Genomic DNA, 12,983 nt, shown 5'->3' on the forward strand with positions numbered 1-12,983 from the left:
TCACCAATGGGCACATACCCGTCATGCGCCATCCGATGCCATACCCGGTCGAACCTATGCTCGCCGTGGCCGGAGACCTGCCCGCCGACCGCGACCGCTACGGGCTCGAGGTCAAGTGGGACGGCATCAGGGCCGTCGTCTACGTCGACGGCGGCGTGCGCGTCAGCGGCAGGCACGGAGCCGACTTCACTCCCCGCTATCCGGAGATCGCCGCCCTGGCCGCCCTGCTGTCGCACTCGGCCGTGCTCGACGGCGAGGTCGTCGCGCTCGGGCCGGACGGCCTGCCCAGCTTCGAACGGCTGCAGCGGCGCATGCACCTCACCGACCCCGGGCCGATGCTGGCCGAGATCCCCGTCACGTACATGGCCTTCGACCTGCTCCACCTGGACGGCGCCCCGCTGTTCGACCTGCCGTACCAGGCCAGGAGGGAGCTGCTCGACGGGCTCGACGTGGCGGCGCCGCCGTACTTCCCAGGGGGGAGCGACCTGCTGGCGGCCACCAGGGAGCGCGGGCTCGAAGGGGTGATCGCCAAGCGGCTCGACTCGCCGTACCGGCCGGGCAGGCGGGCCGACTGGTGGGTCAAGGTGAAGAACCTGGCCACCCGCGAGGTGATCGTCGGCGGCTGGCTGCCGGGCAAGGGCCGCAGGGCGGGCGGGATCGGCTCGCTGCTGGTCGGCGTGTTCGACGACGACGGCCTGATCTACGTGGGACACGTCGGCACCGGGTTCACCGACGCGGCGCTCGACCACCTGTACGGCCTGCTGCGGCCGTTGGAGATCGACTCCTGTCCGTTCAGCAACAGGCCGGACGGGCGCAACCGGTGGGTTAGGCCCGAGCTGGTCGGGGAGGTGGCCTTCACGATGTGGACCCACGAACGACGGCTGCGCAACCCTGTCTGGCGTGGGCTGCGGCCCGACAAGATCCCGGCCGAGGTGACGAGAGAGGACGAACGGTGAAGGTCCCAGTGCAGGTCGACGGGCGCGAACTGACGCTCAGCAACCTCGACAAGGTGCTCTACCCGGAGGCCGGGTTCAGCAAGGCCGAGATCATCGACTACTACAGCCGCGTCGCGCCCGTCCTGCTGCCGCACCTGCGCGGCAGGCCGCTGACCGTCAAGCGCTACCCCAACGGCGTGGAGGGCGCCTTCTTCTTCGAGAAGAACGCGCCCAAACACACCCCCGACTGGGTGCGCAGGGTGACGATCCCGGTGCCTGGCAGTACGAAGGACCGCGACACGATCGACTTCGCCGTCGTCGAGGACCTGGCGAGCCTGGTCTACTACGCCAATCTGGCCGCGCTCGAACTGCACGTGCCGATGTGGCGGGTGGGCGACGACGACGAGCCGCTGCCGCCCGACACCCTCGTGTTCGACCTCGACCCCGGCCCCCCCGCGACCGTCGTGGAGTGCTGCCGCGTCGCCCTGCTGCTGCGCGAGGAGCTCGCCGCCGACGGGCTCACGGCCAGGCCGAAGACGAGCGGCAGCAAGGGCATGCAGCTGTACGCGCCGTGGGACGGTCGGGGCGAGCCTTCCGACTACGCCAAGGAGCTGGCCAGACGGCTGGAGAAGGCGCATCCCGACACGGTCACGAGTGTGATGACGCGCAAGGAACGCCCGCACAAGGTCTTCATCGACTGGAGCCAGAACAACCCCGCCAAGACCACCGTCGCGCCATACTCGCTGCGAGCCCGCTCGCGGCCCACGGTCTCCACGCCGCTCACCTGGCGCGAGGTCGAGGACTGCACCAGGCCCGAGCAGCTGGTCTTCACCGCGGAGGCCGTCCTGGAGCGGGTGCGCGAGCACGGCGACCTGTTCGCCCAGGCGTAGGCTGGACATGTCCACAACGGGAGGGGACTGAAATGTCGGAGATGGACGTGCGGGGGGACGAGCGGCCGGTCGGCGACGACGAGCTGCCCATCGAGGCCCCGGAGGCCGACGCGGCCGAGCAGCACCGCGCGCTTCTCGACGACGGCGAGAGCCGATCGGCCCGCGAATTCTCGATCGACGTCGACCCCGCCGACGCCGCCGAGCAGGACCGCACGGTGGGCGACGATGACGACGACGACTATCGCTGAGCAGGTTACTCGCACGTAGGATGTCCCAACGAGCTCGCCGGACGCACCGGCGACTTCGCCTTTCCCTCTAGGAGACCCGCGTGACCACTACCCCGGACGCCAAGCCCCGGGGCACCCGACTGCCCCGGCTCGCCCGCCGCCGCCAGCTGCTGAGCGCCGCGCAGGAAGTGTTCGTGGAGAACGGCTACCACGCGGCCGCGATGGACGAGATCGCCGATCGGGCCGGAGTCAGCAAGCCGGTTCTGTACCAGCACTTCCCCGGCAAGCTGGAGCTGTACCTCGCCCTGCTCGACCTGCACGTCGACGACATGGTCAACCGCTGCCGCGAAGGGCTCGCCTCGACGCAGGAGAACAAACTGCGCGTCCAGGCCACCTTCAGCGCCTTCTTCGACTTCGTCTCCAACCAGGGCGAGGCCTTCCGCCTGGTCTTCGAGTCCGACCTGCGCAACGTGGCCGCCGTACGCCAGCGCGTCGAGCGCTCGCTCAAGGAGTGCGCCGAGATGGTCAGCCACGTGATCCAGGAGGACACCGGCTGCTCGGCCGACGAGGCCCACCTGCTCGGCGTCGGGCTCGTCGGCATGGCCGAGGTGAGCGCGCGTTACTGGATGACCCAGCACGGCTCCATCCCCAAGGAGGCGGCCGAGCAGCTCATGGCCAGACTGGCCTGGCGCGGCATCAGCGGCTTCCCGCGCACGACATAGATTCCGCTTGCCGCGATCAAACGCCTCACCCCGGGGTTTCCAGGTCACGATGGGATGAGCAACCCGTCGAAAGGCAACCCGATGGAAATCAAGATCGGCGTACGTTCCGTGCACCGTGAGCTCGTCCTTGAGACCGATCTCACGGCTCAGGAGCTCGAAGAGGAGATCCGCAACGCACTCGCCGCCGACCGCGGCGTCTTCTCCGTCACCGACGTCAAGGGCAGGCGCGTCATCGTGCCCGTCGCCTCCCTGGGTTTCGTGGAGATCGGCGAGGACGAGTCCAGGCCCGTGGGATTCGGCGGCACCCTGTAACGACCCGGCGCCCGCCGCACCGCTCCCCTTCCCCGCCCTGCGCGGGCATGAACATGAAGGGGAGCGCTGCGGCGGGCGCGGCCGTTCAGCCGTCCGAGCAGCCCCGTCGTGGCGGCGGCAGCTGACAGCCGTGCGGTGTTCTTCGTCGGTCGGGAGTGTGGTTCCGCTGCTCGAAAGCGGGACATTCGACGCTTCCCCTGCGCAGCACCGCGCGTGAGATCCAGCGATTCGGCCCACATCTGGTCAAGGAACTGCCGTAGCGGCGCGAGGCCCTCATGCCAGGCACGCTACAACCGCGACCGGGCGCCGCGCGCCTCCCCCGCACATCCTGGTGTCCGTCACGCCGTCCGTCACGGGCCGGGCGTGAGCCCCATCGCGGCCACGCGCTTGCCGTGCGCCTCGGTCAGCCTGGCGAACATGCGCGAGATGTCGGCCTGGTCCTCGGCCGCCGCCTCCACCAGCATCCTGGCCAGCTCCGGCCTGGCCGCCGCGACCCGTTGCCCCTGGCTGAGCGCCTCGCCGACCAGGCGTCTGGCCCACAGCGCCAGCCTGCCGCTGAGCTTCGGGTCGGCCTCGATCGCCGCGCGTACCCGCTCGACGGCGAACTCCGAGCGACCGCCGTCCACCATCACCTCGCCGACCAGGTCGCGTACCGAGGCGTCGAGGTTCCTCGCGGCCTCGCCGTAGAAGTCGAGTGCGATGCCGGTCCCGACGTAGGCCTTGACCAGCGCCTCCAGCCAGTCGCCCGGCTTCGTCTGGGCGTGCCAGGCGTCGAACGCCTCGGCGAAGGGGGCCATGGCCTTGTCGGGATCGGCCCCCAGCGCGCTCAGCCGATCGCGCAGCAGGACGAAGTGCGCGAACTCCACGACGGCCAGTTCGCTCAGCTCCGCCTGGTCGGCCAGTGTCGGCGCCAGGTGCGCGGCGTCCTCGGCCAGACGGTGGAACGCGGTGAGTTCGGCATAGGCGAGCACCCCGAAAAGATCGACGACACCCGGATCGGGAGCGGAATCAGTCATGGGTGCAGACTAAGAGAAGTCATCTGGAACAAACAGAAACTCGGCTCGCGTTGTGGTATCGAGTACACTGCTCTGTGAAAGTGCGACCGCACTGTGTTGATCCGAGGGATTCCCCTCCGATTATCCCCAATCTGGGTCTGCGGTCGCGATGACGCGAGAGGGCTGGCTCTACCGCGAGGACCCTGGCACGGGGAACGTTTTTCGGCCCGATGGTCCCGGCAGGCCCGCCTTCATTTGAGACTGAGGCAGGCCACGCTGACGACTTTCCGAGACCTCGGAGTCACACCAGAGATCGCCGATGCCCTCGAGACCGAGGGCATCACCACGCCGTTCCCCATCCAGGAGATGGCACTTCCGCTCGCGCTGAGCGGCCAGGACCTCATCGGTCAGGCCCGCACCGGCACGGGCAAGACCTACGCGTTCGGCATCGCCATGCTGCAGAGCATCGGCAAGCCGCGCAAGAACCGCAAGAAGCCCCGCGGGCTGGTCGTCGTACCTACCCGTGAGCTGGCCGTGCAGGTGTCCGAAGATCTGGTCACCGCCGCCGGCAAGCTCGGCTCCCGCGTGCTCACCGTCTACGGCGGACGCGCGTACGAGCCGCAGATCGAGGCGCTCAAGTCCGGCGTCGACGTCATCGTCGGCACCCCGGGCCGCCTGCTCGACCTGGTCAAGCAGAAGCACCTCGACCTGAGCCAGATCAGCATGCTCGTGCTCGACGAAGCCGACCGCATGCTCGACCTGGGCTTCCTGCCCGACATCGAGCGTATTTTCAAGCTCATCCCGGCCGAGCGGCAGACCATGCTGTTCTCCGCCACCATGCCCGGCGAGATCGTCGGCCTGTCGCGCCGCTACCTCAACCGGCCCACGCACATCAGGGCCGAGTCGACCAGCGGCGAGGGCGAGGCCACCCCGCAGGTACGTCAGCTCGTCTGGCGTGTGCACCGGATGGACAAGATCGAGATCGTGTCCCGGCTGCTCCAGGCGGAGGGCCGTGGGCTCACCATGGTCTTCTGTGAGACCAAGCGGGCCTGCGACATGGTCTCCGAGCAGCTGCAGACGCGTGGCTTCGCCGCCGCGGCCGTCCACGGCGACCTCGGGCAGGGCCAGCGCGAGCAGGCGCTGCGGGCCTTCCGCAGCGGCAAGATCGACGTGCTCGTCGCCACCGACGTCGCCGCGCGCGGCATCGACATCGACGACGTCACCCACGTGGTCAACTACGACTGCCCCACCGACGAGAAGACCTACGTGCACCGCATCGGCCGCACCGGCCGGGCCGGGCGCACGGGCATCGCGGTCACCTTCGTCGAGTGGGAGGAGCTGACCCGCTGGAAGATGATCAACCAGATGCTCGGGCTCGACTTCGCCGAGCCGGAGGAGTCGTACTCGACGAGCAAGCACGTCTTCGCCGAGCTGAACATCCCCGAAGGCACCAAGGGCGTGCTCCCGCACGCCAACCGCTCACGGGCGGGGCTCGACGCCGAGCGGATCGAGGATCTGGGCGAGACCGGGCGTTCGCGCTCCCGCGGGGGGACACGTCCCCGTCGCGAGGAGGCGCGTGAGGAGCGCGAGGAGCGTCGTCCTCGTACTCAGCGTCAGCGCCGTCGCACCCGCGGCGGCAGGATGGAGGAGGGCACAGTCCTTCCTGAAGAGCACGCCGAGACAGCCGCCGCTGTGGAGCCGGAGGTCGAGCCAGTGGAGAAGCGACGCCGGACGCGCAGGATCGACGAGACGCCCGCGATCATCTCTTCGGAGGAGCTCGCGGCGGCCGGAGGTCCTCAGGCCGAGGTGACACCGGAGGCGGCGGCGCCGTCGTCGGTCACCGAGACCGCGCCGAGGCGCACGAGGACCCGCAAGGTGGCCGGAGCGGCGACGACGGCCATCGAGACCGTGCTCGCCGACACCTCGGCGGCGGTGACCGAGGCCCCCGCGGCCCCGGCCCAGCGCCGTACCCGCACCCGCAGGGCCGAGAGCGACCCCCGGGTGGAGGTGCAGGAGGCTCCCGCGATCCGCGAGGAGCGTCCCGTGCGCGAGGAGCGGCAGGCATGGGACGAGCGAGCGGCCCACGAGGAGCGGCAAGTGCGTGAAGAGCGGATCTCGGCCTACGAGGTGGCGGAGCCCGCCTTCTCCACCCCGCCCCCTGTACGCAGGGAGCCGGAGCGGATCATCCCGTCGAGCCCGTTCGCGGTGATCTTCCAGTCACCCGACCTGGCCACCGACGACGACGAGATCGCGCCGAGCGCCGCGAGCGAGCGTCAGGCCCAGCGCCGTCGCCCGCAGCAGCGTGGCGGCGGCGGCATGGGCGGCAACCGCCCGCGCCGGGCCGGCTGAGCGACTCGGGTGAGGGAGCGCCTCCTTGCGGGGGGCGCTCCCTTCGTCGTTCGTGGGGCCGGGTCAGGGCTTGGGGGTCTGCAGGGCGGCCTGGATCTCCAGGATGATGCGTACCTTCTCCCCCAGGGCCAGGCCGCCGCCGGGGATGGGCCCGTTGTAGTTCACGCCGAAGTCGGTCCTGTTGATCTCGCCGGTCGCGGTGAATCCGGCCCTGGCCCCGGCGAAGGGGTCCTCGGCGTAGGCGTCGGGGCCGAAGCCGTTGATCTCCAGCTTGAGTTCGATCGGCTTGGTGACTCCCCTGAGCGTGAGTTCGCCGTCGAGGATGTAGTCCTCGCCGTCGGCGCGCACGCCCGTCGAGCGGTAGGTCAGCTTGGCGTCGGTCTCGACCCCGAGGAAGTCGTCGGAGCGCAGGTGCGCGTCGCGCGACTCGTTGCCGGTCTCGACCGAGTCGAGGTCGACGACGGCGGTGACGCTGGAGTCGAGCGGGTCGGCGCCGGTGACGATCTGGCCTTCGTAGCGGGTGAACCTGCCACGGATCTTGCTGATCATCAGATGCTTGACCACGAACGCGACCTCGGAGTGGACCGGGTCGACGACCCAGGTCCCCGCGACGTAACCGGGGATTTCGACGACACCGGCAGGCATGAGAACTCCTTGAGTTATCTTTGGTAAGGCAGTTTGCAAGAGGAACCAACAACATCGTGCAGAACGTCACCAAGTCCTCACAAGAAGGCACTTTCCCCTGTCCTAGGCACACGGAGGGAACCATGGGCCAGATCGTCGAGCACAGTCCCGCCGCGTGCCGGGCGCGCGAGATCCTCGACCGCGTGGGCGACAAGTGGTCGCTGCACGTCATCGCCCGGCTCAGCCACGGCACCCTGCGCTTCACCGAGCTCAAGCGCTCGATCGAGGGCATCAGCCAGCGCATGCTCACCGCCACGCTGCGCGACCTGGAGCGCGACGGCATCGTCGAACGCACGATGTACGCGGTGATACCGCCCCGCGTGGACTACGAGCTGACCGACATGGGCAAGACCCTGCTCACCGCCGTCGAGTCGCTCGTCACCTGGGCCGAGGGCCACCTGGACGAGATCGACGCCTCCCGCGCCGACTACGACGCCCGCGCCGCCGCCGGCTCCCCTCTCACGATGGCCTCCCCGCCGCCCTCAGGGCAGCGTGAGCGCCTTTGAGGCGTATGCCGCACGTTGTACGGTCACCCGCGCACACGACGCGCCAGGCGCCTCCTGCGCCCCTCGACGGCAGGCGCTCACCGAAACGCCCCGAGGCGTCGGTGATGTCGGCGCGCACGTGATGGCAGGCCGCACTGCCCGGCGCCCTGTGCTGGATGGACACCGTACGGGCGGCGTACCCGCGATACCCGGAGGGCAGGACGCGCCTGAGTGCGCCTTCAACGACGACGGCGCGCCGGTCGGCGACGATGCCGATGACTATGGTGCCTATGATGGCAGGACGCGCTATTTATCCCTTTAGTCTTATATGTGAAGTCAAGAGACCTTATATGGCAATTTGTGTAGTTCGATCGACTCCACTGTCACGCCATAGCCGGTGTTGCCTACTTCGCGTCTGGGTAGTGTGACCTCACGTGAGTACGCCGCGATTCCTGACCCTGCCGCCTGGCGTTCGCCCCGTGCAGATCGATACGCCCGATGGCTCGTTCGCCGCTCTTGAAGCGATGCCGCTCACCGGTGTCGCCGAGCGCTGGCCCGCCCTTCTGGTGCCAGGCCTGACCGGCAGCAAGGAAGACTTCATCGCGATCATGCAGACGCTCGCGCACGGCGGGCGCCGGGTGGTCGCGATCGACATGAGAGGGCAGTTCGAGACCCCGGGGCCCGAAGAGCCCGACGCCTACACCTGCGCCGCGCTCGGCAACGACATCGACCTCGTCGCGCACGCGATGGGCGGCGAGCCGATCCACCTGGTCGGCCACTCCTTCGGCGGCCTGGTGACCAGGGAGGCCGTCATCGACGGGCGCACCAAGTTCGCCTCCTACACGCTGATGAGCTCGGGGCCGACCGGCATCGTCGGCATGCGCGAGCGCGCGGCCAGCACCATGCTGGAAGAGGTGCCCGAACACGGCCTCGAACAGCTCTGGAACACCCGCATGGAGGCCGAGGCGCTCGCCTCGGGCGTCAGCGACGAGATCGTGGCCTTCCTGCGCAAGCGCCTGCTGTCCAACTCGCCCACCGCGCTGACCACCATGACCAGGCAGGTGCTCGACCAGCCGGACCGCACCGAGGAGCTGCGCCAGATCGAGGTGCCGACGCTGGTGCTGTTCGGCGAGCACGACGACGGCTGGCCGCCCGAGGTGCAGTCGGCGATGGCCCGCAGGCTCGACGCCGACTGCGTCGTCGTGCCCGGCGCGGTGCACTCCCCCGCCGTCGAGGCGCCCGAGACCACGGCGGCGGCGCTCACCAGGTTCTGGAACGCCGCCGAGGCCACCCTCCTGGACGCCAGGTCCCATGCCCCGTGACGACGCCGTCCGCGCCCTGGTCGTCCAGCCGCCGCACACCGTGAGCTGGCTGGTGCACATCGACCGGTCGATGTGGGTGGGCGGCGTCAGAGGGCTGATGCTCCAGGCGCTGCACCCGGTGGCGATGCTCGGCGTGTGGCAGAACTCCACCTTCCAGGAGGATCCGTTCGGGCGGCTTCGCCGTACGGCGGACTTCGTGGGGCGGGTGACGTTCGGCAGTCCGGCGGAGGCGGAGGCGATCGGCAGGCGGGTGCGGGGGATTCACCGGGCGCTGCGTGTGCGCGGGCCGGGAGGCGCCTCCCATCGGGTCGACGATCCCGAGCTGCTGCTGTGGGTGCACTGCGCCGAGGTCTCCTCCTACCTGGAGGTGGCCAGGCGGGCCGGGCTCGGGCTGAGCACGGCGCAGGCCGACCGCTACCTCGCCGAGCAGCGGGCGAGCGCCGGGTACGTCGGGCTGCACGCCGAGGACGTGCCGGGGTCGCTGGCCGAGCTGGCCGCCTACTTCAGGCGCGTGCGGCCCACGTTGCGGGTCCTGCCGGAGGCGTCGGCCGCCGTCAGGTTCCTGCTGTGGCCTCGGCTGCCGCACGACCTGCGCCACCTGGCGCCGGGCAAACCGCTCTGGTTCCCGTTCGGCGCACTGTGCTACCACACGCTTCCCGCCTGGGCCAGACGCATGTACGGCCTGCTGCCCGAGATGCCGGGTCCGGTCGTCACGGCGGCGCTGCGCGCGTTCAGGACGGCGATGCGCACCCTGCCCGAGCCGGTGCACGACAGGGCGTTCCAGCCCGCGACCCGCGAGATGCTGCGCGGATCACGGCAGCGGCTGGCCTCGGCCGGCTACGACCTCGGCGCCGGGCTGAGAGGCCTGACCGATCCGCGCCGCTGGCCCGCGGGGCTCAGTCCTTGAGCGCGGCCCACGGCTCGCGGTCCGGAGCGGCCGATCGCCCTTCGGGGCAGTGACGGCGGAAGTCGCACCACGAGCAGATCGGGCCGGGGCTCGGCTCGAAGGCCTGGTCGAGCTCGCGTGAGAGCACCGGCGGCGCCGAGACGACGGGTGCGCCCGCCGTACGCGGGGAACGCGAACGGCCGCGTGGCGGTGCGGCGATCTCGGCTCGGTAGCGGTCGTCGGCCTCCGACGCCTCGGCCGCCACCTCCTCGGCCCTGCGCAGATGCCGATCCAGGGAGTCGTCGGTGTGTTGCCACTCGACGACCTCGCCGGTCGGCAGGTGATGCAGCTCCACCCGGTGGCACGGCACGTGCAGCATGCGCGAGGCGGCGATCGCGTAGATCGCCAGTGCGAGCGACGAGCGGGCGTCGTCGCCGGTCAGCGGACGCCGCCCCGTCTTGTAGTCGACGACGACGAGCTCGTCGCCCCGCCGGTCCAGCCGGTCGATGCGCCCGGACACGGCGATCACCGAGGTACGGGTCGCGACCGTGCGCTCGACGCCCACCGGGTCTTCGGCCGGGTCGAGCGTGCCGACATAGCCCGCGACCATGTCACGTGCCCGGTCGCGCCAGCGCAACGACTGCTCGGCGTCCCTGAAGCCCTCGCCGATCCATCCGGTCGTGAGCAGGGTGCTCGCCGTCAGCGGCGTCCTGCGCTCGTAGGGCTCGCGCCACCATCCGGCCAGGGCGTTGTGCACGCTCGCGCCCACGCTGTTGTGCGCCCAGGCCGGGCCCTTCGGCGGCTGCGGCCTGTCGAGGTAGGCGAAACGGTAGCGGCGCCTGCAGTCGATCCAGGTGTTGAGCCGCGACGGCGTGCACGAGTAGAGCCGTCGCGGCATGCCCTCCAGGGGGAGCTGCTCCTGCACCTGACGCGCCTCCCGTCTGCCCGGCGCGTGCGCCCGGCGTCGTTCGCGATCGCCGAAGGAGCAGGTGCCCGTCTCCCGCGCGGGGAAACCGGCCGCCCTGCTTCGGCGCCCTCGCGGCGTCGTCAGTCGTCGCTCGGGCCGAGCCTGATCCCCGACACCCGGGTGCCGTCGGCCAGCGGGCCCTCCGGCGCCGGAGCCTCGCCCTCGCGGGTCAGCGAGCCCGAGATCCACTCGTCGAAGCTCGGCTCCAGGTCGCCGACCGTCACCTCGTCGCCGTGCGCGGGCAGGACCCGGGTGGCGTGCGGCAGGGTGAAGATCCGGCCGCCGATCGCGGTGAGCTGGTCGGGCAGGGCAGGGTATTCACCGCCGATCCTGCCGGGGCCGTCGGCCTGGAGGGACTTGCCGGTGAAGACGGCCTCAAGGCCCTCGCAGTACAGCGAGACGCCGCCCGCCGTGACCCCGGGGGTCTCCATGACCTCGAGCTGGACGTCGGCGACACCGAAGATGCCGTCGTCCTCGATGTCGATGTCAGGCCAGGTCTCCGACCAGGTCTCCCGCCAGATCGGCTTGTCCTTGGGGTGCAGGGCGACGACGGCCTCGTCACGGCTGGCCACCTCGATGGCCGCCCCGACGTGGTCGGGCAGGCCGTGCGTGCAGATGACGGCCAGCACCTCCCGCTCGCCGACCTGCTCCAGAATCGCCTCGGCGTCACGCGCCGGGTCGATGACGATCACCTCGTCGTCGTCACCGACGATCCAGGTGTTGTTCTCGACCTTGTGTTCCACGCCGTCGACATCGACGACGCCCTCGGTCACCACTCGCTCGATACGCGCTGTCACGCCCCGAACTGTACTGCGTACCGGCCCCGATCGCTCCAGTGGAGATCAACCCGTGGCCACCAGCGACCTGATCGCATTGATGATGAGCTGTACGGCGAGCGCGGACAGCAGCAGGCCGGCGATCTTCGTGACCAGCTCGACGCCGTTCTCCTTGATCACCCTGATGATGCTCACCGAGAACCTCATGAACAGCCACAACACCAGGTGCACGGCAGCGATCGCCAGCCCGAGCGCCAGGATGCCGCCCTTCCTGTCGTCGGCCTGCTGGGCGAACACGATCGTCGCCACGATCGCGCCCGGCCCCGCCAGCAACGGCGTGCCGAGCGGCACCAGCGCGACATTGACATTGGAGCGGATGGCGCCCGCCTTCGGCTCGGTCGTGCCGCGCAGCAGTTCGAGTGCGACCAGCAGGAGCAGCAGCCCGCCCGCGATCTGCATGGCGGGCACCTCGACGTGCAGATAGCCCAGGATCGCCTGCCCGAACACGGCGAACACCACGATCAGGCAGAACGCCGTCACGGCCGCCTGCCAGGCGATGTGCTTGCGCTCCTGTGCCGTGCGCCCGCCGGTGTAGGCGAGGAAGAGCGGGATGACGCCAGGCGGGTCCATGATGACGAACATCGTCACGAACGCCTCGACGAAGAACCTGACGTCGAACACCGCACCCCCAGAGCGCAAACACCTGGGGGAAGTGTTCGAAGCCTACTCCTCGAGCCTGGGCGAGAACGCGCCGAACGGCAGGTCGTAGTCCTGGTCGTCGGCCCGCAGGTCGCGCAGGGCCAGCTCCGACAGGGCGATCAGGCACCCGGCCTCGACCGGCCAGGCGATGGCCCAGATCCAGTTGCCGAGCGCCTCGCCCGCGTAGACGGCACGGTCGTCCGGCCCCTCGACGCACCACAGCGCGGTCGGGCGGCCGAGCACGTCCAGCTTGGCGTTGGCCGGGCCCTGGTCGAACCCGCTGCCCGGGTCCGGGCCGCCGAGCCCGGCGAAGGCCGCGCCGAGGCCCACACCCGGCTCCTCCGCGATGAGCAGCAGGTCGGCGGGACCGTGGGTGAACGAGGGGCCGCTCAGCGCGACCACACTGGCTCTGCCGCCCGTGCGCTCGTCCCCAGCCTCGGCGAACCCGGTCACCAGCCAGCCCTGCGGCAGTGGCCACGGTAACCACACGGGCACCACACTGTGCCGGCGCAGCGCGTCGGCGGAGGCCGCCGAAGGCTGACGCGGCGGCTGGAACGGCAGGACGTCGCCGTGCGCGTCGCAGCGCCAGGCGCTGGACCACACACTCGGTGCATGAAGCTGGCCAAAGCACCTTGGACAGGTAGGCGCGGCTCTCACAGCTACCCACGGTGCTTCGCATCCCGCCCATCCGTCAAGACCGTCACACGTTATGAGGCCGTAATCTTGTCGGGGTG

The 12,983-nt window shown here is 70.2% G+C and carries 15 protein-coding genes; 9 read left to right on the forward strand and 6 right to left on the reverse strand.

Annotated elements, in window-relative coordinates; translation table 11 throughout:
* Positions 1 to 35: 35 nt before the first annotated feature.
* The 5 genes from ligD (ACTWNK_RS37725) (at position 36) to ACTWNK_RS37745 (ending at position 3,086) form a co-directional block, all read left to right on the forward strand.
* Entirely contained in the window at positions 36 to 956 is a 921-nt protein-coding gene (gene ligD / locus ACTWNK_RS37725) for a non-homologous end-joining DNA ligase (protein WP_474309697.1), read from the forward strand.
* On the forward strand, positions 953 to 1,825 hold the full coding sequence (ligD, locus tag ACTWNK_RS37730) for a non-homologous end-joining DNA ligase (RefSeq protein WP_474309698.1): 873 nt from the start codon (positions 953 to 955) through the stop codon (positions 1,823 to 1,825). The genes ligD (ACTWNK_RS37725) and ligD (ACTWNK_RS37730) overlap by 4 nt, the downstream gene beginning before the upstream one ends.
* A gap of 32 nt (positions 1,826 to 1,857) precedes the next feature.
* Positions 1,858 to 2,073 carry a hypothetical protein gene (locus ACTWNK_RS37735; protein ID WP_474309699.1) on the forward strand — a complete coding sequence of 72 codons (216 nt, stop codon included), beginning with the start codon at positions 1,858 to 1,860 and terminating at the stop codon, positions 2,071 to 2,073.
* Positions 2,074 to 2,153: 80 nt separating this feature from the next.
* Complete coding sequence (locus ACTWNK_RS37740; RefSeq protein WP_474309700.1) at positions 2,154 to 2,774, forward strand: TetR/AcrR family transcriptional regulator; 621 nt, start codon at positions 2,154 to 2,156, stop codon at positions 2,772 to 2,774.
* A gap of 81 nt (positions 2,775 to 2,855) precedes the next feature.
* Complete coding sequence (locus ACTWNK_RS37745) at positions 2,856 to 3,086, forward strand: DUF3107 domain-containing protein (protein ID WP_474309701.1); 231 nt, start codon at positions 2,856 to 2,858, stop codon at positions 3,084 to 3,086.
* A gap of 350 nt (positions 3,087 to 3,436) precedes the next feature.
* On the opposite strand, the gene ACTWNK_RS37750 is transcribed toward ACTWNK_RS37745, so the two are convergent.
* Positions 3,437 to 4,102 carry a ferritin-like fold-containing protein gene (locus ACTWNK_RS37750; protein WP_474309702.1) on the reverse strand — a complete coding sequence of 222 codons (666 nt, stop codon included), beginning with the start codon at positions 4,100 to 4,102 and terminating at the stop codon, positions 3,437 to 3,439.
* A 345-nt stretch (positions 4,103 to 4,447) separates the two neighbouring features.
* On the opposite strand from ACTWNK_RS37750, the gene ACTWNK_RS37755 reads away from it, so the two are divergent.
* A complete protein-coding gene (locus ACTWNK_RS37755; protein ID WP_474309703.1) occupies positions 4,448 to 6,430 on the forward strand; it encodes a DEAD/DEAH box helicase in 1,983 nt (660 codons plus the stop codon).
* A gap of 63 nt (positions 6,431 to 6,493) precedes the next feature.
* Here the strand turns inward: ACTWNK_RS37755 and ACTWNK_RS37760 are convergent, their stop codons facing one another.
* Positions 6,494 to 7,075 carry a YceI family protein gene (locus tag ACTWNK_RS37760; RefSeq protein ID WP_474309704.1) on the reverse strand — a complete coding sequence of 194 codons (582 nt, stop codon included), beginning with the start codon at positions 7,073 to 7,075 and terminating at the stop codon, positions 6,494 to 6,496.
* 122 nt (positions 7,076 to 7,197) lie between these two features.
* On the opposite strand from ACTWNK_RS37760, the gene ACTWNK_RS37765 reads away from it, so the two are divergent.
* The 3 genes from ACTWNK_RS37765 (at position 7,198) to ACTWNK_RS37775 (ending at position 9,828) form a co-directional block, all read left to right on the forward strand.
* On the forward strand, positions 7,198 to 7,620 hold the full coding sequence (locus ACTWNK_RS37765) for a winged helix-turn-helix transcriptional regulator (protein ID WP_474309705.1): 423 nt from the start codon (positions 7,198 to 7,200) through the stop codon (positions 7,618 to 7,620).
* Positions 7,621 to 8,033: 413 nt separating this feature from the next.
* Complete coding sequence (locus ACTWNK_RS37770; protein WP_474309706.1) at positions 8,034 to 8,921, forward strand: alpha/beta fold hydrolase; 888 nt, start codon at positions 8,034 to 8,036, stop codon at positions 8,919 to 8,921.
* Positions 8,911 to 9,828 (forward strand): oxygenase MpaB family protein, encoded by a 918-nt coding sequence (locus ACTWNK_RS37775; protein ID WP_474309707.1) that lies wholly within the window; start codon positions 8,911 to 8,913, stop codon positions 9,826 to 9,828. Before ACTWNK_RS37770 ends, ACTWNK_RS37775 begins: the two co-directional genes overlap by 11 nt.
* Here ACTWNK_RS37775 and ACTWNK_RS37780 read toward each other — a convergent pair.
* The 4 genes from ACTWNK_RS37780 to ACTWNK_RS37795 all read right to left on the reverse strand — a co-directional run bounded on the left by ACTWNK_RS37780 (position 9,818) and on the right by ACTWNK_RS37795 (position 12,906).
* Positions 9,818 to 10,732, reverse strand: a complete 915-nt coding sequence (locus ACTWNK_RS37780) for a RecB family exonuclease (protein ID WP_474309708.1) — start codon at positions 10,730 to 10,732, stop codon at positions 9,818 to 9,820. The genes ACTWNK_RS37775 and ACTWNK_RS37780 overlap by 11 nt on opposite strands.
* Positions 10,733 to 10,854: 122 nt before the next feature.
* Positions 10,855 to 11,571 (reverse strand): MBL fold metallo-hydrolase, encoded by a 717-nt coding sequence (locus ACTWNK_RS37785; protein ID WP_474309709.1) that lies wholly within the window; start codon positions 11,569 to 11,571, stop codon positions 10,855 to 10,857.
* A gap of 45 nt (positions 11,572 to 11,616) precedes the next feature.
* A complete protein-coding gene (locus ACTWNK_RS37790; protein WP_474309710.1) occupies positions 11,617 to 12,231 on the reverse strand; it encodes a MarC family protein in 615 nt (204 codons plus the stop codon).
* Positions 12,232 to 12,273: 42 nt separating this feature from the next.
* Complete coding sequence (locus ACTWNK_RS37795) at positions 12,274 to 12,906, reverse strand: DUF6758 family protein (RefSeq protein WP_474309711.1); 633 nt, start codon at positions 12,904 to 12,906, stop codon at positions 12,274 to 12,276.
* Positions 12,907 to 12,983: the final 77 nt, after the last annotated feature.

It is taken from the genome of Nonomuraea sp. IBHARD001 (genome assembly GCF_056106265.1).